This window comes from Pseudoalteromonas sp. P1-26, from assembly GCF_001401795.1.
Lineage (GTDB): Bacteria > Pseudomonadota > Gammaproteobacteria > Enterobacterales > Alteromonadaceae > Pseudoalteromonas.
In genome coordinates this window covers 1-26,736 of record NZ_LKDX01000006.1, presented here as the reverse complement: position 1 = coordinate 26,736, position 26,736 = coordinate 1, and the positions used below count along the sequence as shown (strand labels likewise).

25 protein-coding genes and 1 tRNA gene are annotated in these 26,736 nt (G+C 42.2%); 6 read left to right on the top strand and 20 right to left on the bottom strand.

Translation table 11 applies throughout. The annotated features are described in order from the left end of the window. Nucleotides 1-42: 42 nt before the first annotated feature. A complete protein-coding gene (locus AN394_RS05020) occupies nt 43-1,062 on the bottom strand; it encodes an MBL fold metallo-hydrolase (protein ID WP_235576241.1) in 1,020 nt (339 codons plus the stop codon). 175 nt (nt 1,063-1,237) lie between these two features. Between AN394_RS05020 and AN394_RS05015 the strand changes: the two genes are divergently transcribed. Continuing rightward, nucleotides 1,238-1,831 (top strand): TetR/AcrR family transcriptional regulator, encoded by a 594-nt coding sequence (locus AN394_RS05015; protein WP_054561833.1) that lies wholly within the window; start codon nt 1,238-1,240, stop codon nt 1,829-1,831. A 58-nt stretch (nt 1,832-1,889) separates the two neighbouring features. Here the strand turns inward: AN394_RS05015 and lipA are convergent, their stop codons facing one another. From lipA to leuS, 13 genes are all read right to left on the bottom strand, one after another. Beyond that, nucleotides 1,890-2,855: a lipoyl synthase gene (gene lipA, locus AN394_RS05010; protein ID WP_054551675.1), complete on the bottom strand. Its 966-nt coding sequence runs from the start codon at nt 2,853-2,855 to the stop codon at nt 1,890-1,892. Beyond that, nucleotides 2,852-3,505 carry a lipoyl(octanoyl) transferase LipB gene (lipB, locus tag AN394_RS05005; RefSeq protein WP_082389180.1) on the bottom strand — a complete coding sequence of 218 codons (654 nt, stop codon included), beginning with the start codon at nt 3,503-3,505 and terminating at the stop codon, nt 2,852-2,854. Before lipB ends, lipA begins: the two co-directional genes overlap by 4 nt. Nucleotides 3,506-3,524: 19 nt before the next feature. Then, on the bottom strand, nt 3,525-3,803 hold the full coding sequence (gene ybeD / locus AN394_RS05000; protein ID WP_054551674.1) for a DUF493 family protein YbeD: 279 nt from the start codon (nt 3,801-3,803) through the stop codon (nt 3,525-3,527). 183 nt (nt 3,804-3,986) lie between these two features. Beyond that, entirely contained in the window at nt 3,987-5,147 is a 1,161-nt protein-coding gene (locus AN394_RS04995) for a serine hydrolase (protein WP_054551673.1), read from the bottom strand. 54 nt (nt 5,148-5,201) lie between these two features. Continuing rightward, entirely contained in the window at nt 5,202-5,969 is a 768-nt protein-coding gene (locus AN394_RS04990; protein WP_055020922.1) for a septal ring lytic transglycosylase RlpA family protein, read from the bottom strand. Then, entirely contained in the window at nt 5,969-7,075 is a 1,107-nt protein-coding gene (gene rodA, locus AN394_RS04985; RefSeq protein ID WP_054561831.1) for a rod shape-determining protein RodA, read from the bottom strand. Before rodA ends, AN394_RS04990 begins: the two co-directional genes overlap by 1 nt. Further along, entirely contained in the window at nt 7,072-8,952 is a 1,881-nt protein-coding gene (mrdA, locus tag AN394_RS04980) for a penicillin-binding protein 2 (protein ID WP_054561830.1), read from the bottom strand. The genes rodA and mrdA overlap by 4 nt, the downstream gene beginning before the upstream one ends. Nucleotides 8,953-8,960: 8 nt before the next feature. After that, a complete protein-coding gene (gene rlmH, locus AN394_RS04975) occupies nt 8,961-9,431 on the bottom strand; it encodes a 23S rRNA (pseudouridine(1915)-N(3))-methyltransferase RlmH (protein ID WP_036967350.1) in 471 nt (156 codons plus the stop codon). A gap of 27 nt (nt 9,432-9,458) precedes the next feature. Beyond that, on the bottom strand, nt 9,459-9,776 hold the full coding sequence (gene rsfS / locus AN394_RS04970; RefSeq protein WP_054561829.1) for a ribosome silencing factor: 318 nt from the start codon (nt 9,774-9,776) through the stop codon (nt 9,459-9,461). A 56-nt stretch (nt 9,777-9,832) separates the two neighbouring features. Continuing rightward, nucleotides 9,833-10,468 (bottom strand): nicotinate-nucleotide adenylyltransferase, encoded by a 636-nt coding sequence (gene nadD, locus AN394_RS04965; RefSeq protein WP_055020921.1) that lies wholly within the window; start codon nt 10,466-10,468, stop codon nt 9,833-9,835. 12 nt (nt 10,469-10,480) lie between these two features. Further along, a complete protein-coding gene (gene holA, locus AN394_RS04960) occupies nt 10,481-11,521 on the bottom strand; it encodes a DNA polymerase III subunit delta (protein ID WP_055020920.1) in 1,041 nt (346 codons plus the stop codon). Next, nucleotides 11,521-12,009: an LPS assembly lipoprotein LptE gene (gene lptE / locus AN394_RS04955; protein ID WP_054561826.1), complete on the bottom strand. Its 489-nt coding sequence runs from the start codon at nt 12,007-12,009 to the stop codon at nt 11,521-11,523. Before lptE ends, holA begins: the two co-directional genes overlap by 1 nt. A 1-nt stretch (nt 12,010) precedes the next feature. Further along, the gene (gene leuS, locus AN394_RS04950) at nt 12,011-14,599 is read right to left on the bottom strand and encodes a leucine--tRNA ligase (RefSeq protein WP_055020919.1); all 2,589 of its coding nucleotides are present in this window, start codon (nt 14,597-14,599) and stop codon (nt 12,011-12,013) included. Between the two features lie 186 nt (nt 14,600-14,785). On the opposite strand from leuS, the gene AN394_RS04945 reads away from it, so the two are divergent. The 4 genes from AN394_RS04945 (at nt 14,786) to AN394_RS04930 (ending at nt 19,459) form a co-directional block, all read left to right on the top strand. Continuing rightward, the gene (locus AN394_RS04945) at nt 14,786-15,244 is read left to right on the top strand and encodes a zinc ribbon-containing protein (protein WP_054551664.1); all 459 of its coding nucleotides are present in this window, start codon (nt 14,786-14,788) and stop codon (nt 15,242-15,244) included. A 69-nt stretch (nt 15,245-15,313) separates the two neighbouring features. Next, complete coding sequence (locus tag AN394_RS04940; RefSeq protein ID WP_055020918.1) at nt 15,314-17,716, top strand: Lon protease family protein; 2,403 nt, start codon at nt 15,314-15,316, stop codon at nt 17,714-17,716. Next, the gene (locus tag AN394_RS04935; RefSeq protein WP_055020917.1) at nt 17,713-18,189 is read left to right on the top strand and encodes an FKBP-type peptidyl-prolyl cis-trans isomerase; all 477 of its coding nucleotides are present in this window, start codon (nt 17,713-17,715) and stop codon (nt 18,187-18,189) included. The genes AN394_RS04940 and AN394_RS04935 overlap by 4 nt, the downstream gene beginning before the upstream one ends. 355 nt (nt 18,190-18,544) lie before the next feature. Continuing rightward, nucleotides 18,545-19,459: a hypothetical protein gene (locus AN394_RS04930; RefSeq protein ID WP_055020916.1), complete on the top strand. Its 915-nt coding sequence runs from the start codon at nt 18,545-18,547 to the stop codon at nt 19,457-19,459. A 51-nt stretch (nt 19,460-19,510) separates the two neighbouring features. Here the strand turns inward: AN394_RS04930 and lnt are convergent, their stop codons facing one another. Genes lnt through miaB form a run of 5 tightly spaced genes read right to left on the bottom strand, consistent with a single transcriptional unit; the run spans nt 19,511 to nt 24,951 of the window. Beyond that, nucleotides 19,511-21,064 carry an apolipoprotein N-acyltransferase gene (gene lnt, locus AN394_RS04925; RefSeq protein ID WP_200910009.1) on the bottom strand — a complete coding sequence of 518 codons (1,554 nt, stop codon included), beginning with the start codon at nt 21,062-21,064 and terminating at the stop codon, nt 19,511-19,513. Continuing rightward, a complete protein-coding gene (corC, locus tag AN394_RS04920; RefSeq protein ID WP_054551660.1) occupies nt 21,045-21,929 on the bottom strand; it encodes a CNNM family magnesium/cobalt transport protein CorC in 885 nt (294 codons plus the stop codon). The genes lnt and corC overlap by 20 nt, the downstream gene beginning before the upstream one ends. A gap of 22 nt (nt 21,930-21,951) precedes the next feature. Next, nucleotides 21,952-22,407, bottom strand: coding sequence for an rRNA maturation RNase YbeY (gene ybeY / locus AN394_RS04915; protein WP_054561820.1), 456 nt, complete (start codon nt 22,405-22,407; stop codon nt 21,952-21,954). Next, entirely contained in the window at nt 22,404-23,456 is a 1,053-nt protein-coding gene (locus AN394_RS04910; protein WP_055020914.1) for a PhoH family protein, read from the bottom strand. The genes ybeY and AN394_RS04910 overlap by 4 nt, the downstream gene beginning before the upstream one ends. A 49-nt stretch (nt 23,457-23,505) precedes the next feature. After that, nucleotides 23,506-24,951 (bottom strand): tRNA (N6-isopentenyl adenosine(37)-C2)-methylthiotransferase MiaB, encoded by a 1,446-nt coding sequence (gene miaB, locus AN394_RS04905; RefSeq protein ID WP_054551657.1) that lies wholly within the window; start codon nt 24,949-24,951, stop codon nt 23,506-23,508. A 258-nt stretch (nt 24,952-25,209) separates the two neighbouring features. Between miaB and AN394_RS04900 the strand changes: the two genes are divergently transcribed. Next, entirely contained in the window at nt 25,210-26,379 is a 1,170-nt protein-coding gene (locus AN394_RS04900) for an FAD-dependent oxidoreductase (protein ID WP_055020913.1), read from the top strand. A 162-nt stretch (nt 26,380-26,541) separates the two neighbouring features. Here the strand turns inward: AN394_RS04900 and AN394_RS04895 are convergent. Beyond that, nucleotides 26,542-26,616, bottom strand: a tRNA-Gln gene (locus AN394_RS04895). Nucleotides 26,617-26,736: the final 120 nt, after the last annotated feature.

Sequence of the window (26,736 nt, the reverse complement as noted above, 5' to 3'; positions counted from 1 at the left end):
TCAGGATGAAAGGATAATAATGCACCTTTCATCCTGTCAATTTTACCACCACGCTTTATCAATCGCCGTATCTTGAATTTTAAATACCTCTCCAACTAGCGGAGTACTCAGTGATACTTGCTCTTGTCCTGCTTTTTTAGCGACACGTTTAAGTGGGTCATACCAAGCATGAAAGGCCAGATCGAATGTACCATTATGCACTGGCACCATCACATCACCTTGTAAGTCGAGGTGAGCTTGCACTGATTGTTCTGGTGTCATGTGAATGTCAGCCCAATCTTTGTCGTAAGCACCGGTTTCAATAAAAGTGATATCAAACGGCCCATAGCGATTACCAATTTCTTTAAAGCCAGCAAAATAGCCAGAGTCACCGCTAAAATAAAAGCGCTTGTCATTTACTTTAATAGCCCAAGAGCCCCAAAGAGTTTTATTGCCGTCTGTTAAGCCTCGGCCAGAAAAGTGCTGGGTTGGTGTAAATACAATTTGGCTATTTGCCATATTTTGCTCTTGCCACCAATCAAAGCTATGGACTTTTTGTTTATCAACGCCCCATTTTTTCAGGTCGTTTTCGACTCCTAATGGCACATAAAAAGAATCTGTTTTATCAACAAGCTGTTTAATTGCTGCTTTATCTAAGTGATCATAATGGTTGTGCGAAATAAACACTTTAGCAATGTTTGGTAGCTCTGCAATGCTGATAGGTGTTGGCTGAAAGCGCTTTGGCCCCATGAATGAAAAAGGCGAAGCGCGCTCTGAAAATACCGGATCAAATAGCCAGTATTCGTCATACAATTTCGCTAAAATAGAGGAGTGACCTAATTTCACAAAATGCACTGTGTCATTAGATAAACGCTCAAGCTGTGCATGAGAAACACAGTGCATAGGCAGTTCACCTTTTGGCTCTGCATCAATTTTCTTTTCTGTAATAAAGCGTTTGAAGATACCTAGCGTTTTCTTAAAGCTGGGTCTTTCTACCTCAGCAGTATTGTGGAACTTGCCATCAGATAATTGCGCAGAGTGGCTGTTATCACTCACGCCTTCAGCGGCTAATTGGTTATTCATAATAAACACTCCTATCACGATGCAGAGAGTGGCGATTGCGAGCCATTTTAGAAATTTCATATCGTCACCATAAGTAAACTACACGGTGTAGTTTTTCATGGTTTGCTATAAAAGTAAACTATCTAGTGCATTTTTTATTTTTGCGTTACACTAGTAACCCTTATCGGAGGGGTCCATGAAATTATCACAGAGAAAACGATTAGATATTTTGAATGCAGCTGAGACATTGTTTTTTCAGCAAGGTGTTGAGCATACCAGTATGGATCAGGTTGCAAGCTTAGCGGGTGCCTCAAAGCGTACCGTATATAATCACTTTGAAAATAAAGATGTGTTGTTTCAAGCCATTCTAGTGTTTATGTTTGAAAAAGTCCGCCAAGAGCAAGCGGTTGTATTTGATGCCGCTGTGCCAATTGCACAGCAGTTAACACGCATTGCTGAACAAGAAGTGGCACTTTTGACCTCTGAAGAGTTTTTAAAAGTAGCGAAAGTCGCTTTCATGCAGATGTTACAGCAGCCTGATTTAGCAAAATCATTAGCCAGTAATAACATGGGCTGTATGCAAGATCTGGTGGCGTTTTTAGAAGCAGGTGTGAAAGCACAGGTTTTAACTATTGATGATGTTGAGTTTGCAGCAAAACAGTTTGTGTATCAGTTAAAGTCTCTGATCTTTTATCCGTTGCTGTATGGCTTTGAGCGCCAAGAAGGCGACTCAGATAACAAAGTAATAAGCGAAACTGTAAAAATGTTCTTAGCGCGTTATGGGCGCTGATATTTTGGAACATAAAAAGCCCGCTTAATGCGGGCTTTTTAAATATCTGCAAGAAGGTTTACTTCACTTCTTTACCAGCTGCTTGTTGGTCAGCATGGTAGCTTGAGCGAACAAATGGACCACAGGCCGCATGTGTAAAGCCAATTTCGTCTGCATAATCTTTTAAAGCATCAAACTCTGCTGGCGGCACATAGCGTTTAACCGGTAAGTGGTGCTTAGATGGTTGTAGGTATTGACCTACTGTTAGCATATCAACGTTATGCTCGCGTAAGTCACGTAACACTTCTTCGATTTCGCTAATTTCTTCACCTAAACCTACCATCAAACCAGACTTAGTTTTCACATCTGGATGTGCTTCTTTAAAGCGGCGTAACAACTCAAGTGACCATTTATAGTCAGCACCTGGACGCGCTAATTTGTATAAACGCGGTGCTGTTTCTAAATTGTGGTTAAATACATCTGGCGGCGTCTCGATTAAGATATCAAGGGCTCTGTCCATACGACCACGGAAATCAGGTACTAGAATTTCAATCGTGATTTCTGGGTTGTGCTTACGAATTTCACGAATACAGTCAGCAAAGTGCTGTGCACCACCATCACGTAAATCATCACGGTCTACTGACGTGATTACAACATAGCTTAGCTTCATGTCTTTAATAGTCAGCGCTAGCTTTTCTGGCTCAGCTGCGTCTGGCTTTAATGGACGGCCATGGGCAACATCACAGAACGGACAACGACGAGTACAAATAGCACCTAAGATCATGAAAGTCGCAGTACCATGGTTGAAGCATTCAGATAGGTTAGGGCACGAAGCCTCTTCACACACTGAGTGTAAACCATGTTTACGCATCGCTTGTTTAATACCATCAATACGTTCAGTTGATTTTGGTAAGCGAATTTTAAGCCACTCTGGCTTACGCAACATTTCGTTTTTTTCAGTCGGTAAAACTTTAACTGGGATCAGTGCCATTTTTTCTGCATCACGCAGTTTTACGCCTGGTTCCATTTTGACTGGTTTATTCATTCGTTTTCAAACCCTTCAGTGTGCTTAACCACAGTAGCATTAAGCTTTTTAATCATGTGTTTTACAAGCCCTGCACCTGCTTGCTCGAGGTTTTGCGGACCGTTAAGATCGGTTGTTTGCACCATGTTCATGCCAGCATAGCCGCATGGATTAATACGTAAGAATGGACTTAGATCCATACTTACATTTAGTGCTAAACCGTGGAAAGAGCAACCGCGGCGAACGCGAAGGCCTAATGAGGCAACTTTGCTGTCGTTAACGTAAACACCGGGTGCATCCGCTTTCGCGTAGGCATCAATGTCGTAGTCTTTTAACGTATCAATAATGCACTCTTCAAGCCAGGTTACTAGCTCCCTTACACCAATGTTTAAACGACGTAAGTTGAATAGCACATACATCATTTGTTGGCCTGGTCCGTGATAGGTAACTTGACCACCACGATCAACTTGGATCACTTCGATATCACCGGTATTTAATAAGTGCTCAGCTTTGCCTGCTTGGCCTTGCGTAAATACTGGCTCGTGCTCTACAAGCCAAATTTCATCTGCTGTGTGCTCATCACGGGTGTCGGTAAAAGATTGCATTTTTTGCCAAATTGGCATGTAACGCTGACGACCTAATTGACGAACGATTAATTCTCTTTCGCTCACGAGTTACTCCGTAATCGGCCTATAGCATGTGACGTACGTCATCGATGTTGCTGATCACGTTATAAATTTCTTCGATGTGCTCTTTACTTGTAACAGTTGCTACAAGCGTTACAGATTCGTAATTACCTTTGCTGCTTGGTTTTACCTTTGGCGCATAATCGCCAGGTGCAATTGGTTGCAGCTTTTCTAGGATCTGATCTGTTAGATTTACGTTAGCTAAGCCCATGATTTTAAATGTGAATGGGCAAGGGAAATCTAAATACTCATCAAACTTAGTATTTTTTACAGGTTGAACCACGACGGTGACTCCTCAAACAGTGAGTGTGCTTAATAGAGGTGTTCTCTGCCATTTCTTGGCGTTAAGCAAACTTAGATTACGACGCACTCGACCCAGCGCGACTGATATGGGGCGCATTCTATCATTTTTCAGACAAAAAAAAACGCCTTGCGGTGCAAGGCGTTTATAAACTTTATGACCAGATTACTGAATTTGTAAACGTAGGTAATCGTAGATCTTGCTAAAGAAGCTGCCTTCTTCCACTTCTTCTAGTGTAACTAGTGGATATTGTGCAATTTCTTCACCTTCAAGCTGTAAGAATAGTGTGCCTACTTTAGTACCTTTAGCAAGCGGCGCTTCTAATGTTTTATCAAGCTCGAAGTTCGCTTTTAAGTTTTTACGCTGACCACGTGGAATCGTAATTGGCGTATCTTCTAAGATACCTAACGATACGTTTTCTTTGTTACCCATCCAAATACGTTGCTCAGCAAAGCTATCGCCTGCTTTATATGGCGTGATTGTTTCGAAAAAGCGGAAACCGTAGTTTAATAGCTTTTTGCTTTCAACTTTACGAGCACGTTCGCTTTCTGTGCCCATTACTACCGCGATTAAACGCATGTCATCTTTAGTTGCAGAAGTTACTAAGCTATAACCCGCTTCTGATGTATGGCCAGTTTTAATACCGTCAACGTTCATGCTTTCATCCCATAACAATGAGTTACGGTTGTATTGCTTGATGCCGTTAAAAGTGAATGATTTTTTCGCGTATACTTCGTACTCATCTGGTACATCGCGAATAAGTGCAGCACCTAAGGTTGCCATATCACGTGGTGTCGTGAAGTGTTCGTTAGTATCTAAACCATGGCTATTTACGAAGTGGCTGTTAGTCATGCCAAGCTTTTCAGCGTGGGCATTCATTAAATCAGCAAATGCGCTTTCACTACCAGCAATGTGTTCTGCCATTGCTACACAGGCATCGTTACCCGATTGAATAATGATACCGTGGTTTAAGTCATCAACGCTGATCTGCTTACCTACTTCGATAAACATTTTTGATGATTCAGGGAAATTCTTTGCCCAGGCTTTTTCGCTGACTGTAACCATATCAGTTGGTGCAATATTACCTGCTTTGATTTCAGTACCAATTACATAACTGGTCATCATTTTGGTTAAACTAGCCGGTGCTAATTTTGTATCTGCTTCGCCTTCGGCAATCACTTTACCTGTGGTGAAATCAACCAAGAAATAACCTTTCGCATTAACTTGAGGTGGGGCAGGGATAATTTGGGCTGTTGCAGAAAATACGCTAGCAGTGCAAACAAGGCCACAAACGCCACTTAAGATTTTATATTTTATAGATTTCATCGTACTCATTAATGGTTAAAGTTAAACATGTTGCGTTGACCTATTCTAAAGGTCTTACTCACTGTAAAGCAAGAACGCGTTCTGAAATTGGTTTTGTTTTAGCTTTTCTAAAACTGCTTGTGCTTCTGCGGCATCTTTTATTGGACCAAGACGTAATCGATAGATTCCATCTTTTTCAACAATGTTTGTTGGCACATGATATTGCTGACGAAGTTGAAACGCGAGCGCTTCAACATTAGCAAGAGTACTTCCCGCTGCAACCTGAATGTAGCTTAAACGAGGGGCAGAATTAGCAAGGGTAACAGCCTCAACCTTAACACGGGCTGTACCTTGTCGGTAATAACCTAATTTATAGGCCGCAGAATAAGATAAATCGATAATCCGGTCATCATGAAATGGGCCACGGTCGTTTACACGAACAATTACTGATTTTCCGTTATCTAAATTTGTTACTCTGGCAAAGCTCGGTAGCGGCAGCGTTTTATGGGCTGCTGTCATCGCAAACATATCGTACACCTCGCCGTTTGAGGTGTGATAATTGTGAAACTTTCGACCATACCACGAAGCAATCCCTTCTTCTGCATAGCCTGTTTCATCTAGCATCGGCGTGTAGCGTTTACCACGGACTTCGTAAGGGCGACTAGCGCTTGCACTTTTAACAACCGGGGTGACTATGGCATCTTGCATTTCAAGTTCGGTTGGTTTTCGAAGCGGGGCTGCATCATGCTCCATAGCATAACGGCCTTGCTGAGATGAAGAGCTACATGCTGCTAACAGCATAGAAAATAACGCTATAAGTAAGTAACTGACTCGCTGTGTCATTATTTTAAAAGCATCCTTTTATCGGTGGCGATAGACATGATAATGCCAAATCCGGCCATCAAGGTCACCATTGAGGTGCCACCATAGCTTATTAGAGGTAACGGAACACCTACTACAGGCAGTAAGCCCGAAACCATGCCAATATTTACAAATACATAAACGAAGAAGGTGAGTGTTAATGCGCCGGCAAGCAGTTTACCAAACGCATCTTGCGCATTGACTGCAATATATAAGCCACGGCCAATAATAAACAAGTACATACAAAGTAATAAACAAACCCCAAACAGGCCAAACTCTTCGCTCAGTACAGAAAAGATAAAATCGGTATGACGCTCAGGTAAAAACTCCAATTGTGATTGGGTGCCTTGCAGCCAGCCTTTACCCTCAATGCCACCAGAACCTATCGCAATTTTCGATTGAATAATGTGGTAACCCGAGCCAAGCGGATCGCTTTCAGGATCTAAAAAGGTCAATACCCGTTGTTTTTGATAATCAAGCATCACGTAATGCCAAAACGGCCATGCTGCCAAACCAACAGCAGCAGATAAAAAGCCAATAAGACGCCAACTTAGTCCAGATAAAAACAATACAAATATCCCTGAGCTGGCAATCAAAATAGAGGTACCTAAGTCGGGTTGCTCTTTAATTAAAATGGTTGGCACCATTACAATCGCAAAGCCAATAATTAAATGGATGATTCTTGGCGGTAAATGGTTACGCCCGATATACCATGCAACCATCATTGGCACGGCAATTTTCATTAACTCTGACGGCTGGAAACGTGTCACACCTAAGTCAAGCCAGCGCTGTGCACCTTTTGAACTAACCCCAAATAACAACACCCCAACCAGCATCAAAAGCCCCACGCAGTAGAGCGGAATGACCATACTTTTTAATGTGTTAGGCGAAAACTGCGCGAGTATAAACATACCTAAGATAGCGCCAAACATACGTGTTGCGTGGCGTATCATCATCGCTGAGTCTTGGCCGCTGGCACTGTATACAATGGCAAGGCTGGCTACCATCATCGTCATCAGAGCTAGAAGCAACGGTAAGTCTAGGTGTAGGCGCTGCCAAATTGAGCGTTTTTTATTTAATGGGATCATGGCGCGTCACTTTGGGCTATTTGAATCGGATTCGCTGAGAAGTAGTAATCCATTAATTGACGCGCAATAGGCGCACCAACCGTACTACCACCACCGGTGTTTTCAACCACCACAGAGACCACAATTTGTGGGTCGTTATAGGGTGCAAAACCAACGTAGATAGCGTTATCTCGCTGACGCTCTTTAAGTGACTTAGCATCATAACGCTCACCTTGAGCAATACTCACAACCTGAGCAGTACCCGTTTTACCTGCTGGGTCGTAATTCGCCCCTTTAAATGCTTTATGTGCAGTACCTGTGACTTTATGTACGGTGTTGTGCATCGCATCTAGCGCAATTTGCCAATGATGAGGATTTTTTAATACTACAGGTGGCTTTTCATCATTATTAATTTGCGTTACTTCGTTTTCTTTTTTAGCGACTTGTACAAGGTGCGGAGGATGATCGAGCCCGCGGTTCACTAATATGTTGGTAGCATTAGCTATTTGCATTGGTGTTGCGGTCCAATAACCTTGCCCGATACCCACTGAAATGGTGTCGCCGCGCCACCATGACTCTCTAAAGCGGGCTTCTTTCCACTCTCGCGATGGCATAATGGCAGATGTTTCTTCGTGAATATCGATTCCAGAGAGCTCGCCAAAGCCAAACTGCGTCATAAAGTCACTGATTTTGGTGATCCCTAAACGGTAAGCAACATCGTAAAAATAGGTATCGCATGATTCTTCAATAGCACGATAAACATCAACATGACCATGGCCCCAACGTTTCCAGTCACGCCATTTGTGCTCCACATTAGGAATTTGGAAAAAGCCCGGATCCCAAATTTGTGTTTGCTCTGTTACCAGTCCTTCTTCAAGGGCAAGAATTGACATATGAGGTTTAACTGTAGAGGCAGGTGCATAACGCCCTTGCGTGGTACGGTTAATTAGCGGTCGGTCTGGGTTTAACAACTTTTTATAATCTGTGCTGCTGATACCATGAACAAATAAATTCGGGTCATAACTTGGGTTAGAGTAGAGTGCTAAAACGCCGCCATCTTTAGCATCAAGCACTACAATGGCACCACGCATATCTTTTAAGGCATGTTGAGCAATTTGTTGCAGGCCAATATCCAAAGTAAGTACTAAGTCGTGACCTGGCTCAGGTGGCGTGAGGCTTAAAGTACGGATAACTCGGCCACGGTTATTCACTTCAACGCGCTGCGAACCAACCACACCATGAAGAAGTTCTTCGTAATACTTTTCGATACCGAGCTTACCAATGTCGTGCGTTGCACGGTAGTTGGTTGCTTGGTCTTCTGCTTCAAGTTTGGTGAGTTCTTTTTTGTTAAGTTTGGCAACATAACCTAAGGCATGGGTAAGGGTATCACCATAAGGGTAATAGCGAGCCAAACGTGCTTCGATACTAAAGCCTGGAAACTTATGCTGATTAACCGAGAACTTTGCAACTTCGGTTTCGTCTAAACGGGCTTTTAATACTTGGCTTTTAAAGCGGCGATTGTGCTTAATGTCATCTAGAAAGTCAGCTTTTTGTTGCTCAGTTATTTCGATAACTTTTTCAACTTCGCTCAGTGCCTCTTCAAGGTTATCAACTTCCTCGGGTATGACTTCTAAATTATAAACTGGCTTGTTTTCAGCCAGTAATACGCCATTTCTGTCGTAAATAAGCCCACGGTTAGGGGCAATTGGAATAACTTTGATGCGGTTATCGTTCGAACGTGTCTGGTAGTCTTGATGTTCGATAACTTGGATGTTGTATAGGTTAGATAACAACACACCAATTAACAGTGTAACAAACACAAAACCCACAAATGCTCGGCGAGCAAATAAGTTTGCCTCAGCCGAGTGGTCTCGAATCGTGGGTCTGTGTTTTCGCATTGGCTTTACTACTCGCGATGATAAGGGTGGTTGTTATTCAAGCTCCAGCCTCGGTATAGGCTTTCTGCAACAATAATACGCACTAGAGGGTGCGGTAGTGTCAGGTTTGATAATGACCACTTTTGCTCAGACGCTGCAATACACTCAGGTGCTAAACCTTCTGGTCCGCCGATCAATAAGCTGACATCGCGACCATCAAGCTGCCATTTTTCCATACTTTTTGCCAGCTGATGGGTATCCATTGGCTTACCGGTGACCTCTAGCGTCACAATGCGGTTGCCTTTAGGAATAGCAGCAAGGGTCTTTTCGCCTTCAAGTTGTAAAATACGTTTGATATCCGCATTTTTACCACGTTTACCTGCGGGGATTTCAATTAGCTCAAGGGGCATATCACGTGGGAAGCGACGTTGATATTCTGTGAATCCGGTTTCAACCCATGCTGGCATTTTGGTGCCAACAGCAATCAATTGTATTTTCAAAATGGTTACCTATGTCCTTGCTAAGGGTTAGCCCCAAAGTTTCTCTAGATCATAGAAGTCGCGAGATTGGTCTTGCATTACATGCACTACCACATCACCTAGGTCTACCAGCACCCATTCGCCTTCGTTTTGGCCTTCGTATCCGAGAGGCTCTTCACCTGCATGGCGTGCTTCTTTAGCAACGTGATCAGCAATCGATTGTACATGGCGTTTAGAGTTACCTGAGCACACTAACATGTAATCAGTAATGTCAGACTTACCACGAACATCAAGCTGTACCACATCACGGGCTTTCATATCGTCGACTTTATCAAGGGCAAATGCGAGTAGTTGTTTAGAATCCAAAGTGTTTTCTCAAAAATAAATAATCTTAATTTGTTATTTTATCACGCAGGCAGTATTTATTCATCTGTTTGGTAAAGATGATGCTGCGCAATGTATTGACTTACATTGGTAGGTAAAAGTTCCGCTATATCATTATTTAAATGCAGCTTTTTTCTGATTTCGCTTGAGGCGGCATTAACTTGTAAGCCATTTAAAAAGAATAACTTACCTGCAGGGGCTTGTTGTAGCTGGCTAAGTTGCTCTGTTACGGCATTCTCTTTATAAGCTGCAAGTTCACCAGATACTTGGCAGTGCTGCCCCGGGCGCTGGTACACGACGATATGACAAAGTTTGACAATCTCTTGCCATTTAAACCATTTATCTAGGCTATTGAATGAGTCCATGCCGATTAAAAACATAATTGGCGCTGCTGGGTTTTCTGCACGAAGCTCTTCTAAACTCAACAAAGAATAAGACGCACCTTCTCGGTTTAGCTCACGGTAATCGATAGCAAAATGCGGATTGTTGTCAATCGCAAGTTTTAGCATATTAATGCGATGCTCATCACTTATTCCTGGCTTGGCTTTATGGGCAGGAATAGCGCAAGGCATGAAGTAAAGGGTATCGAGTTGGCACTGCTGAACACACTGCTGGGCCATATTAATATGACCTAAGTGAATTGGATCAAAGGTGCCACCAAAAATAGCAATCATGAATTGTTACTCTTAGTCAAAGACCGGGTGGCAAGGTAAAGGTATCGCCACTGGTTGGCAAAACGCTAAGCATATTTGCATTAATGCTTGGTAAGGGGCTACAAGGTTGCCTTGTTTATATGCAGCATCAAACTGAGCTAATTGTTTGGTAATTTGTTCGAGTACTTGGATGTTCAAGCGGTTTAAGGCCTGTTGTACAACAGCTTGTTGGTTTTTCCAAATATTATACTTTTTGTATAAATCAGCCATATTGGCACCATTCAAGCGCCCGTGTTGCATTGCCAGTAAGTTAGCTGCTTCTTTATTGATGGCCCAAAAAATACTCATGGCTTCAGTGTTATCGGCAGCCAGCTTAGTCATTACTTTAACCGCTTGTTCGGCGTGGCCATTTAATAAAGCATCACTCAAATCAAAAATATCAAACTTTGACTGATTTAGTAGCCCTTGCATCACAGCTTGTTGGTCAATTAGCTCACTACCATAAAGCAAAGATAGCTTTTCTAACTCTTGATGACAGGCAAGTAAATTTCCTTCAGTGGCATCAATTAAGCTTTGTTTCGCGTTGTTATGAAGGTTTAAGTTTAAACGATAGCACTGTTCATCTAACCAGCGGCTCAGGTGATTACCTGTTAATGGGTAACAAGGAACAAATAAGCCTTGCTTATCGAGGGCTTTAAACCAAGCACTGCGCTGAATATCTTGGCTGGCTTTGGCACCTTTTAAAACCAAAATAGTATCGGGATTAGCAAGCTCAACAAGCTGCTTAAAGATTTGACTGCCTTGCGTACCTGGTTTTTGCTCGTTTAAATCGAACTCAATGAAGGTACGAGCGCTGAACAGTGACATACTTTGGTATTGAGCAACAATTTCTTGCCAATCAAAACCCGGCATTAAGGTAAATTTAATGACTTCGTCAAAGCCTTGCTGTTTAGCTGCTTGACGAATTTGCAAGATGCACTGAGCAATTTGATAAGGCTCTTCACCAAACACCATGTAAAAAGGCGCGAGGCCTTTTTTTAACTGGCTAGGAAGCTGGTTTGCATAACAACGCATTACAGTTGTGATAACTCACGAACAATACGACGACTCGCTTGCTTACGAATTTCGCCTAATAGCAAATCAAGCTCTTTTGCTTTTGCAAGGGCATTGTCTGGGTCGTCTTGGTAGTTACGATACAATTCAAAGCTTTGATTAATCGCTTTTTGTCCAGGGCGCTTGAGGGTATAGCTTACGCTATAGGCAAGTTCATATTCAGCAACCTGACCATTATCAAATAATGACAAGATTTGACGCTCTAAGCGGTCTTTGTGAATCTTTAACTCAGGGTGTTTACCAACTTGGTTAAGCTCAACTTTACTCGCAATCAGTTCTTTTTCGACTAATTCGAATAAGGCTGACTTTTCATCATCACCAACAAGGGTGAGTACTTTCAAGTCGTCAGGCAAGTTAGAGGCTTTCTTTAAGTGAAAGCCACAACTTGTCAGCAGTAAACAGACTAGCGCAAGGGCTAGTCCGTTTTTCAGTGCTTGAAGCGCTGCCATCTTAGTTAGCAACCACGTTAAGTAGTTTGCCAGGTACGTAAATTACTTTACGGATAGTCGCGCCTTCAGTGAACTTAGTCACATTTTCTTCAGCAAATGCCAATGCTTCAACTTGCTCTTTGGTTGCATCTGCAGGCACTGTTAACTTAGCACGTAGCTTGCCGTTAACTTGTACAATGATTAGCTTCTCATCTTCAACAAGTGCTGACTCATCAACTGTTGGCCATGCTGCATCTAAGATGTCGCCTTCTTTGCCAAGGTCTTGCCATAACTGGTGACACATGTGCGGTGTGATAGGCGCAAGCATGATAAGTAATGCTTCAAGTGCTTCGTTAGCAATTGCCACATCTTGTTTATCAGCAAGTGGTGCTTTAAGTAACTTGTTCGAGATTTCCATGATAGCAGCGATTGCAGTGTTGAATGTTTGACGACGTTCAACGTCATCAGTCACTTTTGCAATTGCTTTATGAAGTTCACGACGAAGAACTTTTTGGTCGTTGTTTAATGCTGATTTATCAAGCGCTTGGTAGCCTACTGTTTCTACATCAACAGCGTATTTCCAAATACGTTTTAAGAAACGCATTGCACCTTCAACACCTGAATCAGACCATTCAAGAGTTTGCTCTGGTGGCGCTGTAAACATCATGAATAAACGAACTGTATCTGCACCGTATTCGGCAATAACTTGTTGTGGGTCGATACCGTTGTTTTTCGATTTCGACATTTTGCTCATGCCCGCAGAGAATACCGGCTCGCCATCTTCTTTGTGCCACGCTTTAACAACACGACCTTTGTCGTCTGTTTCAGTTTGTACATCAGTTGGCGAAATCCAGATATCACCGCCTTTCTCATCTTTACGATAGAAAGTATCAGCTAGTACCATGCCTTGACATAATAAGCGCTCAAATGGCTCATCTGAGTTTACTAAACCAAAGTCACGTAATAGTTTGTGGAAGAAACGCGAGTAAAGTAAGTGCAAGATCGCATGCTCAATACCACCAATGTATTGGTTTACTGGTAACCAGTAATTTGCAGCACCTGGCTCGATCATGCCTTCGTCAAAACGTGGGCTACAGTAACGAGCGTAGTACCAAGACGACTCCATGAAGGTATCGAAGGTATCTGTTTCGTGGAATGCCGGCGCGCCATTTACTGTTGTTTTAGCCCACTCAGGATCAGCTTTGATTGGTGAAGTCACACCATTCATAACTACGTCTTCTGGTAAGCGAACTGGTAGCATGTCTTCTGTTGCTGCAAGCTCATCACCATTTTCGTCGCTAAGCATTGGAATTGGAGAACCCCAGTAACGCTGACGGCTAACACCCCAGTCACGTAGACGGAAATTAACTTTACGCTCACCTACACCAAGCGCTTCTAGTTTGTCTGCAACGGCATTAAACGCTGCTTCAAACTCAAGACCATCGAACTCACCCGAGTTAACTAACACGCCTTTTTCAGTGAATGCTTGGTTGTCTAAATCAACCGTTTCTTCAGAACCTGCAGCTGGTGCGATAACTTGGGCAATTTCAAGGCCATAAGCTGATGCGAACTCGTAGTCACGTTGGTCATGTGCAGGAACAGCCATAACTGCGCCTGAGCCGTAATCCATTAATACAAAGTTAGCAACCCAAATTGGTACTTGCTTACCTGTTAATGGGTGAATTGCATAAAAGCCAGTTGCAATGCCTTTTTTGTCCATGGTTGCCATGTCTGCTTCAGCGATTTTCGTGTTTTTACACTCATCAACAAACATAGCTACAGCGTCGCTGTTTTTAGCGGCTTCTTGTGCAATTGGGTGACCTGCAGCAACAGCTACGTACGTCACACCCATAAAGGTATCTGGGCGTGTTGTATAAACACTGAATGTATCTTCGTTATCAGCACGCTTAAATTCGATTTCTAAACCTTCAGAGCGACCAATCCAGTTGCGCTGCATGGTTTTAACTTGCTCAGGCCAGTGATCAAGCTTATCTAAATCGTCTAGTAGCTCTTGTGCGTAATCAGTGATTTTGATGAACCATTGTGGAATTTCTTTTTGCTCAACAATGGCACCTGAACGCCAACCACGACCATCAATAACTTGTTCGTTAGCAAGTACAGTTTGGTCAACTGGATCCCAGTTTACTGTTGACATCTTTTTGTATACTAAGCCTTTTTCGTAAAGCTTAGTGAAGAACCACTGTTCCCACTTGTAGTATTCTGGGTGACATGTTGCGATTTCACGATCCCAGTCGTAACCAAAGCCTAATTGCTTTAATTGGTCGCGCATGTAATCGATGTTTTCGTAAGTCCACTTAGCAGGGGCTGTGTTATTTTTGATTGCCGCATTTTCAGCAGGTAGACCAAACGCATCCCAACCCATAGGTTGCATTACGTTTTTGCCTTGCAAGCGTTGGAAGCGTGATACTACGTCACCAATGGTGTAGTTACGAACGTGACCCATGTGGAGTCGGCCGCTTGGGTATGGGAACATAGATAGGCAGTAATACTTTTCTTTGCTCTCATCTTCAGTGACTTTAAATACTTGGTTTTCTTCCCAGTAGGCTTGTACTTTTGACTCAATGTCTTGCGGGTTATATTGCTCTTGCATCTACGATTCCAGACTTCTTGCAAATTAATAAAAAATTGTCGATAAGGATAACCCAAAATACATGCTAATCACAGCGGCAAATAGGCGCTTTTGTTAATTTTCCAAGGAAATATATTTTCAGGGCAGGTTAACCTATACTCTACTAGAATAACGGTTGATTTTTCATCATTTTTGAAGGAGTAAACGATGGCAGATTATAAATCTTGGCTTAGCGATTTAAGTGCATGGCTTAAAGACGTAAAAGATCATGAGCTAAAAGATGCAATGGAAAAATTTGTTGAGTCAGAGCAAGCACTTAAAGACTTAGGGCAAGAAAAGCTCAATCAGTATCGTGACTATCTACAACGCGATATCGACCACATTAAAGAAAACGACAGTCACTATGATTCACTCGCATGGCTAGAGCTTAAAGAATCGCTTTGGTATGAGTTATCGCACATTGAAGATAAAACCCAGCTCGAATGGCAAGCCTTAAACCAAGATTTTCAACATAATGGTGTTTATCAAGAGGGAGAATGGATAGCCATGGGCACATTAGTATGTAAAAATTGTCAGCATAGTTACGATGTTTACCATGCTACGCAAATTACTCCTTGTACTGAATGTGGCGGTATTTATTTTCGCCGTAAGGCATTACAACCTTAATCAGTGACGCAGGCTTGTGCTGGGCGTTACCTATAATGCCCAGTCAAGACTGGGAAATAAGAAGTTAGAATGACAAAAAAACTAATCCCTCTACCTATTTCTGCGTTAGCGCCTAAAATTGCCGCAAGTCATGTTGCGACTTGTATGCAAAACCCATATCCAGAAGCGTTGCCATTTATTGGTCAACAACGTGCACAAAGTGCCCTCGACTTTTCACTCGGAATGGAATTACCGGGTTACAATGTTTATGTGATGGGTGAAGCGGCTCATGGTCGTTACACCTTAGTAAAAGACAAACTCACAGCCCATTCAAAAGACCGCCCAACGCCTAATGAGTGGTTGTATGTTAACAACTATGATGACCACCGCGAGCCAATCGCGTTATTCATGCAAGCGGGTCAATCAAAGCAGTTAGCTGACGATATAGACTCATTTATCGACGAAGTACTCGATACATTCCCAGCGGCTTTTGATAACCCGGGTTATCAGCGCAAGAAAAAGTCAATCGACCGTGAGTTTACCGATACTTACGATGCGGCAATTACTGCTGTTGAAATTGCAGCACTTGAGCAAAGTGTGGCATTGATTGAAGAAAATGGTGTTGTGGGATTTGCGCCTTTAGTGAATGGTAAACAACTGAGCGACAGTGAATTTGCAGCCCTTGATGAGCCACTGCGTATTGAATTTTATGAGGTTATCGAAAAGCTTGAAGACGCGTTAATCGAAGCATTAATTGAGCTTCCTCGCTGGAAACGAGAGTCATCTGAAAAACTGCGTAACCTTAAAAAATCAACTGCTGAGCTTGCCACTAAGCCACTCATTAAAGCCCTTGAACATAAATACGCTACGCACATTGGTGTATTACGTTATTTAAAAGACATTCGTGAAGAAATCATTGATGCGGTACTTGAATGGCTTGACGATGATGAAAACGACGAAAACAAAGAAGACTTTGACCGTAAAGGGATGCTCACAGACTTCTTTGCACCAAATATTCTAGTCGAATACAAAGAGGGCGATGCAGCCCCTGTGGTGTATGAGCCAAACCCGACTTTTGGCAATATTTTCGGCAAAATTGAATATGCAACCTCACAAGGCTCGCTTATCACCAGTTACCGCTCAATTCAGCCAGGTGCACTGCATCGTGCTAATGGTGGCTACTTGATTATGGATGCTGAAAAAGTCATGGCGAATCCACAAGTGTGGGATGGCCTTAAGCTTTCTTTAAAAACGCATCAAATCAAAAACGACTTACCCTATCAAGACAGCTCTGTGGGAAGCAGCTTCACGTTACGTCCGCAGCTTATTCCTCTTGATGTAAAAATAGTGCTGCTAGGCTCTCGCGACCTTTACTACACCATAGGTGAATATGACGAAGAGTTTGCAGAGTTATTCCGTGTCCTTGCTGATTTTGATTACTATTTGCCAAGTAGCGATAAACTACAATATCAGTTCATTACCAAGGTAACAGAGTATTGTCAGCAAACACTCAACTGCACCGTAAATGAAGCGGCAATGGCGAGGTTATTAAAGTTTAGTTATCGCCAAGCTGAGCACCACAACAAGCTCTCAGCTCGTTTTGCTGATGTATTAGAGTTAGTGGCTGAAGCCAGTTTTTATGCCAAACAAGATGGCCAAACCGTGATTGATGCTCATCACATAGATGAAGCCATTGTTGGTAAGCAATACCGTACAGGGCAAATTTCAGAAACCATGCTGAGTGATATCAAAGAAGGACAAATTTTAATTGCAACCGAAGGTCACGCAGTGGGCAAAGTAAATGGCTTAACTGTGCTGCATATTGGCGATACCTCATTTGGCACACCAGCACGCATTACAGCCACTGTGTACGCAGGTGCAGATGGCGTTATTGACGTTGAACGTGAAGCCGAGCTGGGTAAAGCCATTCACTCAAAAGGAGTGATGCTATTAACCGGTTACTTAGGAAATAAGTATGCTCAGCAATTTAGTCTAACGCTCAGTGCCAATATCGCAATAGAGCAAAGCTATGGCTATATCGACGGTGATAGCGCCTCATTAGCAGAGCTGTGCGCGCTTGTATCAGCCATTACGAACTTACCTATTAGCCAATCTATTGCACTGACGGGGTCGATTAACCAGCATGGTGATGTGCAATCAATTGGTGGCGTAAACGAGAAAATAGAAGGCTTCTTCAAGCTTTGTAAAATGCGTGGCTTAACCGGTGAGCAAGGGGTGATTATTCCTAAATCTAACCAAGTTAATTTAGTGCTTGATGACGAAGTACTCGATGCGGTTGAAAAAGGGCGCTTTAATATTTATGCCGTTGAAACGGTTGATCAAGCACTGAGTTTATTAATGGATAAAGACGCAGGTGAAATGACCGCAGAAGGTTATCCCGAAGGCTCTATTAATGCACTTGCGTTAGCAAGGCTTGCCAATATTGCAGATATCGTAAATGGTGACAATGATGATGAGAAGGACGCAGAATGATTAATTTAATACTTTTACTGATCATTGGTATTTTTTGTTTTTTAATTTTTAAAAACAGTAAAAAGGCGAAACTACAAGCCCTTGAAAATGAAAAGCTCGCCGCGGACTTTTTAGCAAATAACAGTAAAGCCGATGATGTTCATGAAACCGCATCTGGGCTGCAATACAAAATTGAGCAAAGTTCAGGTAATGACACAAAGCCAAGTGCAACTAGTAAAGTAAAGGTTCACTATCATGGCACGCTCATGGATGGCAGTGTTTTTGACAGCTCAGTGGTAAGAAACTCACCAATCAGTTTTGGTTTAAATCAAGTCATTGCAGGTTGGACAGAGGGCTTACAGCTAATGAACGAAGGGGATAAGTTTACCTTTTATATCCCGCCTCAGCTTGCTTACGGCCGTAAACGCGTCGGCAGCATTCCAGCAGGCTCGCTACTTATATTTGATGTAGAGTTGATTAAGATAGAATCTTAAAATGTTAAAAAGGCTTCATCATGAAGCCTTTTTTAATTGCCTGCTAAAGTAGTTGAACAGATTTACCTCAATGCAAACATTATTGAATGTAAAGTAGCTGAGACTTTTAAAGTAATTTGCTCTTTCGAACATGCACGTTGCAGTGTAATAACTAGTTAATCTTGCGTTGACAAAATTGTTCGGTCGCTGTACAAGTTCTATAGTACCCTTTTGGGGTATTTATTTATACTGAAGCAGTAAAGCCTCTTCTCATTTTTTAAAATGAACTTCTATAGCCCATAGAAAACCTTCAGAAAATTAGGTTGTTTCTTGTATTTTGGTTATTTTAAAGTTGCATTAATAAAAGGATTTTTGAATGTACAAACTTATATTATTGTTTATTATTTTTTCGGGAATATCCTTGCCTGCTTTTGGTCAGGCAGAAGTTGAAATCTGCAATAATTGCTCTCAAAGTCAAAAAGACAAGGTTGCAAGGCTAAGCGTTAACTCTGGTACTAAAGCTGTCATTGTGGCCGATATGATTAATGAAACAGCATTAAAATATGATACTAACTACATTGAAGATCGTTATGGTGAGCCAGTAGTTAGTGTTTCTTTGTCTGAGCTTAGTAATGATGAAGCTTTTGATTTAGACCTTCTCTATGAATACCGCAAAGAGTTAGTACGTGTAATAACGCGTGCTTCTGAAAAGAGTATGCTTAAAAATGCGCAAAGTACTCAACGTAATATATCGACTCCTAAGTATACTAATTCCAATGTAAATGATAATTCTCCGATAGGAAAGGGGATTGAAGTCAAGGGAAGTCCCTATGACTTTTTGCTTGCCAGTTATTTTAGAAATGATGTTTATGACTTTTATTTTGCGGGTGAGACATTAGCTTTAACAAAAATATTATTACCAACTAAGGGAACAATTAAATTTCCGAATATGAATAAGTTAAAGCTATATGTTCGTATAAACTTTTATAGTGATGATTTGGCTAAAAGCCTAAATGGTTTTGTTAGCGTAACACTAAACCCAGTAATTAAGTCATTTAATATTTTAGGTGGGCGGGATGGATTTAAAAACTCAATTCCTTTGAACCAAGACGAAATTAGTGGTCATGATTTTATATTCGCAAATGCTAAGAACGAAGATAAAAATGAGAGCGAAAGAAATGAACACGCCAAGTTTGAAAGATACTCCAGCTCACTAGACGGAGGAGTTAGTTGCCGAGTTGTGGAAACCAAAACGAAGGGAAATAAAAAAATATACACTTATCAATGCTAGCGTTATAAGTTAGAGAGTGGAGTTACCACTCTTTAACTGTCGTCTAAACTTTTATTTGTTATTTTTAATCCTAGCAAGCACACCAACAGTACCGAGTAATATCACTACCGCCCATACTGGCCAATTGCCATATTGACTATAGATACTATCGCCTTTGATTAAAGTGATATTGGCCTCAAGTACATCAGCTTTAAATTGTGGCATAGCTAATTGTGATTGAGCGATAGGGTCGTAAACGGCGCTAATACCATTATTAGTAACACGAATTAGTGGGCGCTGTAACTCTAGGGCGCGCATACGCGCTATTTGCATGTGCTGATGCGGGCCATGTGAGTCACCGAACCACGCATCGTTACTCACCGTGAATAAAATATCGGAGTCACTGTGATAATTTCCGCGAACCAACTCAGAAAAAGCAATTTCATAGCAAATAGCCGGTAAAATATTTAAGCCATTTGCGCGTAAATTGTTTTGTACTTCATCACCACGGGTAAAGGATGACATAGGTAAATCAAACAGTGGCGCAATTGGGCGCAAGAAGTCCTGAAACGGCACAAATTCACCAATAGGTAATAACTGATGCTTTTGATAGCGGTTTTTACCTAAATATTGATAGTGGCCTTCACTGTCATCGTGTTCTTTTTTACCAAGCACTATTAAAGTATTAAAAATGTTACGCGTGTCGTATTGATAATCAACGATACCAGTAATAAGCGCGGTGTCATTAAAGGTTGCGGCACTATCAAGGCCTGTTAAATACTCGGTTGATAATGCTTCAAGCTCCGGCACAGCAGCTTCTGGCCAAACAATTAAATCAGCATTCCAATGTAAGCGAGTCATATCTTGGTATTTGCTCATAGTCGTCCAAAACTCAGACGGCTCAAAGCGAAGATGCTGTTTAATATTGCCCTGCACCAGTACAGTTTTAATGGTTTTGTCTTGGTAGTGTAGCTGGCTGCTGCTTGCTATCGTATATAAGCCAGCTAATAAGGTTACAGAGGCGATAAGTGGTTTGCCATCTTTGTAAGCTGTGCGATATAAAGCAAACGCAATTAACATACATACAAGCGTAATCCCAAACTCGCCAATTACCGGGGCTAAAAAATTAAGTGGACTGTCTGTTTGCGTGTAACCAAAGCTAAGCCACGGAAAGCCTGTTAGTAATGTGCCACGTAAGTGTTCTGTGATTGCGATAGCGGCGAGGAACCAATATATAAAGCTATATGGGCCTTTAGCAAGGCGTGTTGCCAGCCAAGTAGCTAATGCAGGATAAAGGGCTAAATAAGCACAAAGCAGCACCATTAACGAAATTGAAGCAATTAATGGCATGCCACCAAAGGTCGCTATTGATACATGCACCCAACTTATACCTGCACCAAACCAACCTAAACCAAATATAAAGCCATATTTAGCACTTTGTTTAGCGGCTAATTTACCGTTTGCGAGAGGGTTAATGCAGTAGAGTAGAGCACCAAGGGAAAGAAAAGTTATAAACCATAGGTTATAGGGTGCGTAACTTAAGGTTAAAAAGAGGCCCGCAACAAGTGCGAGCCAGGCTTTTTTATCTTTTGCAAGGTGACTTAGGTTAGTTAGCAGTTTCTTCACTGTCGTTATCATCAGCCTTTGGAATGGTGACTTGCAATTGTAAGATACGGCGGTTATCTGCGTTAGTGACTTTAAATTGTAAGCCTTCTACCTCGATTGTTTCACCACGGCTTGGCATGTGGCCAAATGCATGTAAAACAATACCACCTATGGTGTCAGCATCTGAGGTGCTGTAACCAGTTTTAAAATACTCATTAAAGTCATCAACTTCAGTCAGCGCTTGCACAGCGTAAACGTGTTTTGCAACTTGGCGAATATCTTGTAGGTCTTCACTTTCATCGTGCTCGTCTTCGATTTCACCCACGATGATTTCAAGGATATCTTCGATAGTGACAAGACCAGACACACCACCATACTCATCAATAACAATCGCCATGTGGTAACGTTGTTGACGGAACTCATTAAGCAGCGTGTCTACACGTTTACTTTCAGGCACTACAACTGCAGGACGCAAATATTCACGTAAAGAAGGCAGTTGCTCATCTTTGTTGATGATCAGTGGTAATAAATCTTTTGCTAATAAAATACCTTCAACATGGTCTTTGTCTTCACATACCACAGGAAAACGTGAATGTGTTGAATCAACCATCATAGGTAATAGCTCTTCTAATGGTGTATCAACCTCTAAGGTTACCATTTGCGAGCGTGGGATCATGATGTCCCGCACTTTTAGCTCTGATACACCTAGCACCCCTTCAATCATATCTTTGGTTTCAGGGTCGATAAGGTCGCGTTCTTGCGCATCGGCAATTACTTCTACCAGCTCTTCTCTATTCTGGGGTTCCCCTTGCAACATTTGGGCTATGCGGCCCAGCCACGTTTTGCCAGAAGAACCCTGGCTAGTTTGCGAGTTGTCGTCGCTCATTGCGTCTAATTGCTCCGTTAATTTAAATATCGTCTCGATATGGGTCAGCGATGTTCAGATCGGCAAGTAATTGCTTTTCAATGCTTTCCATTTCAAGTGCATCTTCGTCCTTTATATGGTCAAATCCAAGTAAATGCAAGCATCCATGGATAACCATATGGGCAAAATGGTCGTGAAAGGTTTTTTCTTGCTCAATTGATTCGGCTAAAACAATAGCCGGACAAATGATTAAATCACCTACTAAAGGTAACTCAATGCCCGGTGGTGCTTCAAATGGAAAAGATAAGACATTAGTCGGTTTATCTTTGCCGCGGTAATCATTGTTGAGCTGCTGGCTTTGTGCTTCATCGCTGACCACTATAGTCAGCTCTGCATCTTCACGGTAGTTGCTAAGGGCTTTGTCAGCCCATAGCTGGAATTGTTCAAAGCTTGGTAAGTCGTCAAACTCACAGGCTATTTGTAAATCTAATTCGGTCACGAGTTTGCTTCTTGTTGGTTTGCTTGTGCTTCTTTCAGACGTTGCTTCTCTGCACGTTTTAAACGTTCTGCTTCATCGTTACGCTCATAAGCTTCAACGATACGGGCAACAACTGGGTGGCGAACCACATCGTGTGATTGGAAGAAGTTAAAGCTAATTTCATCGACACCGTTTAATACTTCGATGGCATGACGTAGGCCTGAGCGGGCACCGCGCGGTAAATCGACTTGTGTAATATCACCCGTGATCACCGCCTTTGAATTAAAACCAATACGAGTTAAGAACATTTTCATTTGTTCTGCTGTGGTATTTTGGCTTTCATCGAGAATAATAAACGCGTCATTTAGCGTACGACCACGCATGTAGGCAAGGGGCGCGACTTCAATCACATTTTTCTCAATTAGCTTTTCAACTCGTTCAAAACCCAGCATTTCAAATAATGCATCGTATAAAGGGCGTAAATACGGGTCGATTTTTTGGCTTAAGTCACCCGGTAAAAAGCCTAGCTTTTCACCTGCTTCAACCGCAGGACGAGTTAACAAAATACGGCGAATTTCTTGACGCTCTAAGGCATCAACGGCTGCAGCAACCGCTAAATAAGTTTTACCTGTACCAGCAGGGCCAATACCAAAGGTAATATCGTGATGCAAAATATTTGCAACATACACGCCTTGATTATCATTGCGTGGTTTAATAACGCCACGGCGAGTTTTAATCACCATGTCTTTGCCATATACACCTGGGTTTTCATCTTGCTCTAGCGCATTTGATTCGCTAATTGCCAAATGTACGGCTTCAGGTTCAATCTCGCCAATCAGGCCGCGAATAGGTTGAGTTTCAATATAGAGGTTTTTTAGTATCTCAACAGCCGCAGCTGCAAGGTGCAGTTTACCGGTTACTCTGAAGAAATTATCACGATGTGCAATCTCAACACCAAGGCGGCGTTCAATTTGCTTAATGTTTTCGTCAAACGGACCACATAAAGATGAAAGGCGTTTGTTGTCGGCGGGTTCTAAATAAATCTCTAATGTTTTTAACTGATTACTCAAAATTGCTTCCTATTGATGGGTGCAGGCTGTGCCTGCACCAAGTGTCACCCTAAGGTACGAAAGTAGCAACGCCAATTTCGTTAGGGGCCGTAGCGGCCTCAGCTTCAGCAGCTTTATTTAAAATAGCTGAAGGTGCCACATCACGGCGTAAGTTCATTTCTGATTCTGTACGAATTAATTCACCACGTAAAGAGTTTGGCAATGCTTCTGTAATACGTACATCAACGAATTGACCGATCACTGAGTGAGGGCCTTCAAAGTTAACCACTCGGTTGTTCTCAGTACGGCCACGTAATTCCATTGGGTTCTTCTTAGAAGGACCTTCAACTAGGATACGCTGTTCGGTATCAAACATTTGGCGGCTGATTTGCTGCGCCATTTGCGTGATACGGTTTTGCAGAATGTATAAACGTTCTTTTTTCTCTTGCTCTGTTACGTCATCTGGTAAATCAGCAGCAGGCGTACCAGGGCGCGCACTGTAGATGAAGCTAAAGCTCATATCAAAGCCAATATCATTGATAAGGTTCATAGTTGCTTCAAAGTCCGCTTTGCTTTCGCCAGGGAAACCAATGATGAAGTCTGAAGACATGCTTAGGTTAGGGCGAATTTTACGTAACTTACGAATTGTAGACTTGTACTCGAGTGCAGTGTGACCACGCTTCATAAGGTTAAGAACACGGTCTGAACCACTTTGCACTGGTAAGTGTAGGTGGTCAACAAGCTCAGGTACGTCTGCATACGCATCAATAATATCTGGCGTAAATTCTACAGGGTGCGATGTGGTGTAACGAATACGGTCAATACCGTCAATCGCAGCGACATAACGTAGTAGGTCAGAGAAGTAACAAATTTCACCGTCGTGAGTTTCACCGCGATACGCATTTACGTTTTGACCAAGTAGGTTTACTTCGCGAACACCTTGCTCTGCAAGTTGGGCAACTTCAAGTAATACATCATCAAGTGGACGGCTTACTTCTTCACCACGCGTATAAGGAACTACGCAGAATGTACAGTATTTAGAGCAACCTTCCATAATTGATACAAACGCAGTTGGGCCTTCCGCTTTTGGCTCAGGTAAACGGTCGAACTTTTCAATCTCAGGGAATGAAACGTCAACTACCGAGCTGCTGTCGCCACTTTGCACTTGCTTAATCATTTCAGGTAAGCGGTGTAATGTTTGCGGGCCAAAGATTACATCAACAAACGGCGCACGTTGACGAATTGAGTCACCTTCTTGCGATGCAACACAGCCACCAACACCAATGATTAACTCAGGTTTGTCGTCTTTTAATAGTTTCCAACGGCCAAGCTGATGGAATACTTTCTCTTGTGCCTTTTCACGGATTGAACAGGTATTGAGTAAGATCACGTCAGCGTCTTCAGCTTCTTCAGTTAACTGATAGCCGTTAGTCGCATCTAGTAGATCAGCCATTTTCTGAGAGTCGTACTCGTTCATCTGACAACCCCAGGTTTTAATATGCAGCTTTTTACTCATTGAAATATAGCCTCGTTTTCAATTCGGTAGTGACACAAAAATGTGTTAGAAACAGGATTAAGTGGCAAGTATGCCGACTTAAAGGACGCGTATTTTAGCTGGATACCCGCACAGATCCAAGTATAGTTTTTATCTTTGTGGTGTGAAATCAAACAAGTCACTGTTTTGAAATTCATAAGCAGTAAATGCACTGACACGCAATATTGAATTAAGTTACAATTTATCCCGTATTTAAATAGCCAAATGAGCGAATATTAAATGAATAAAAATAAGGTAATTGTTGTCGGTGGCGGCATGGTAGGTGCTGCTACTGCTGTAAAACTGGCCAAGCAGGGTAGGGATGTCACCGTTATTGAAAAGCACCTTATCGATGCTGATCAAATTTTAAGCTCAGATAAGGTAGATATTCGCATTTCGGCTATTAATCGTTTTTCAGAGAATTTACTTGATGAGCTTGGTGCAATGCCGTTACTAAGACAAAATCGTATCGCACCCTATCAACAATTAGAGGCCTACCAGCAACAAGGCGAGAATTTATTGTTTGATAGCCATGAGATTGGCGAAACGCATTTAGGTCATTTAATCGAAAATAATTTAATTCAAGCAAGTCTTTGGCAGCAATTCGCCAAGTACAACATCGAAGTGATAGAGCAGTTATCTGCCATCACGGATATTACTCAGACGGCTGATTCAATCACCTTACATTATGGCGATACTCAATATACCGCTGATTTAGTTGTTGCTGCAGATGGTGGACAGTCACAATTGCGAACTAAAGCTGGTTTAGGTGTAACGGGTTGGCAATATGGCCAGCATTGCATGGGCGTGTTAATCAAATTAGATGCCCCGCAGCAGGTAAAAACGTGGCAACAATTTACGCCAACCGGGCCTGTGGCGTTTCTACCGATGCAGGCGCCTTATGCTAATTTAATTTGTTATCACGATGCTGCAGTTTTAAAGCAGTGGCAAAAATTGTCGAATGAGCAACTCAAAGCAAAGCTCATTGACCATTTTCCTGAACTACCGGGTGACTTTGAATTACTTGAGCATGCTGTTTTTCCACTTGCACGCCAACATGCCAATGATTACTCGCACGGACGTTTAGTTTTGGTGGGTGATTCGGCGCACACAATTAACCCGCTCGCAGGGCAAGGTGTGAACCTAGGGTTTCAAGATGTTGTAGCACTGGCAGATATTTTGGCAGATCAACCTGATGTTGGTCAGCAAGCGTTATTAAAACGCTACGAGAAAAAACGCCGCCACGCTAATTTACTAATGATGAGTATGATGGATGCATGTTATTTTGGTTTTTCAAACGAGATTAAACCACTGAGCTGGGTGCGCAGTAAGTTTTTAAAGCTTGCTAATAACACAGGCCCTGCAAAGAACTGGGTTTTAAAGTATGCGATTAGCGGGACATTAAGTTAATCGTAAAAAATTAATTGTACAAAAGATAAAGAAGCGGGGTAATGAAAATTAGCCCGTTTTTTTTGTGCTAATTGTGCTAAAAATTACCGAATATACTTTGGAGAAACTTGAAACTTGAAACTTGAAACTTGAAACTTGAAACTTGAAAGGGAAGTAAGTAGTTGGCTGGGATACCAGGATTTGAACCTGGGAATGGCAGGATCAAAACCTGCTGCCTTACCGCTTGGCGATATCCCAACGCTAAACTTGAAGAGTTTTAGTTCTACTTAAGAACATGGTGCGGAAGGAGAGACTTGAACTCTCACAACCGAAGTTACTGGAACCTAAATCCAGCGCGTCTACCAATTCCGCCACTCC

Excerpts from the sequence above, each read along its gene's own strand:
- AN394_RS05020 (WP_235576241.1), bottom strand. The coding sequence starts at position 1,062 with ATGAATAACCAATTAGCCGCTGAAGGCGTGAGTGATAACAGCCACTCT.
- AN394_RS05015 (WP_054561833.1), top strand. The coding sequence starts at position 1,238 with ATGAAATTATCACAGAGAAAACGATTAGATATTTTGAATGCAGCTGAG.
- lipA (WP_054551675.1), bottom strand. The coding sequence starts at position 2,855 with ATGAATAAACCAGTCAAAATGGAACCAGGCGTAAAACTGCGTGATGCA.
- AN394_RS04995 (WP_054551673.1), bottom strand. The coding sequence starts at position 5,147 with ATGAAATCTATAAAATATAAAATCTTAAGTGGCGTTTGTGGCCTTGTT.
- AN394_RS04990 (WP_055020922.1), bottom strand. The coding sequence starts at position 5,969 with ATGACACAGCGAGTCAGTTACTTACTTATAGCGTTATTTTCTATGCTG.
- rodA (WP_054561831.1), bottom strand. The coding sequence starts at position 7,075 with ATGATCCCATTAAATAAAAAACGCTCAATTTGGCAGCGCCTACACCTA.
- mrdA (WP_054561830.1), bottom strand. The coding sequence starts at position 8,952 with ATGCGAAAACACAGACCCACGATTCGAGACCACTCGGCTGAGGCAAAC.
- nadD (WP_055020921.1), bottom strand. The coding sequence starts at position 10,468 with ATGATTGCTATTTTTGGTGGCACCTTTGATCCAATTCACTTAGGTCAT.
- holA (WP_055020920.1), bottom strand. The coding sequence starts at position 11,521 with ATGCGTTGTTATGCAAACCAGCTTCCTAGCCAGTTAAAAAAAGGCCTC.
- lptE (WP_054561826.1), bottom strand. The coding sequence starts at position 12,009 with ATGGCAGCGCTTCAAGCACTGAAAAACGGACTAGCCCTTGCGCTAGTC.
- leuS (WP_055020919.1), bottom strand. The coding sequence starts at position 14,599 with ATGCAAGAGCAATATAACCCGCAAGACATTGAGTCAAAAGTACAAGCC.
- AN394_RS04945 (WP_054551664.1), top strand. The coding sequence starts at position 14,786 with ATGGCAGATTATAAATCTTGGCTTAGCGATTTAAGTGCATGGCTTAAA.
- AN394_RS04940 (WP_055020918.1), top strand. The coding sequence starts at position 15,314 with ATGACAAAAAAACTAATCCCTCTACCTATTTCTGCGTTAGCGCCTAAA.
- AN394_RS04935 (WP_055020917.1), top strand. The coding sequence starts at position 17,713 with ATGATTAATTTAATACTTTTACTGATCATTGGTATTTTTTGTTTTTTA.
- AN394_RS04930 (WP_055020916.1), top strand. The coding sequence starts at position 18,545 with ATGTACAAACTTATATTATTGTTTATTATTTTTTCGGGAATATCCTTG.
- corC (WP_054551660.1), bottom strand. The coding sequence starts at position 21,929 with ATGAGCGACGACAACTCGCAAACTAGCCAGGGTTCTTCTGGCAAAACG.
- miaB (WP_054551657.1), bottom strand. The coding sequence starts at position 24,951 with ATGAGTAAAAAGCTGCATATTAAAACCTGGGGTTGTCAGATGAACGAG.
- AN394_RS04900 (WP_055020913.1), top strand. The coding sequence starts at position 25,210 with ATGAATAAAAATAAGGTAATTGTTGTCGGTGGCGGCATGGTAGGTGCT.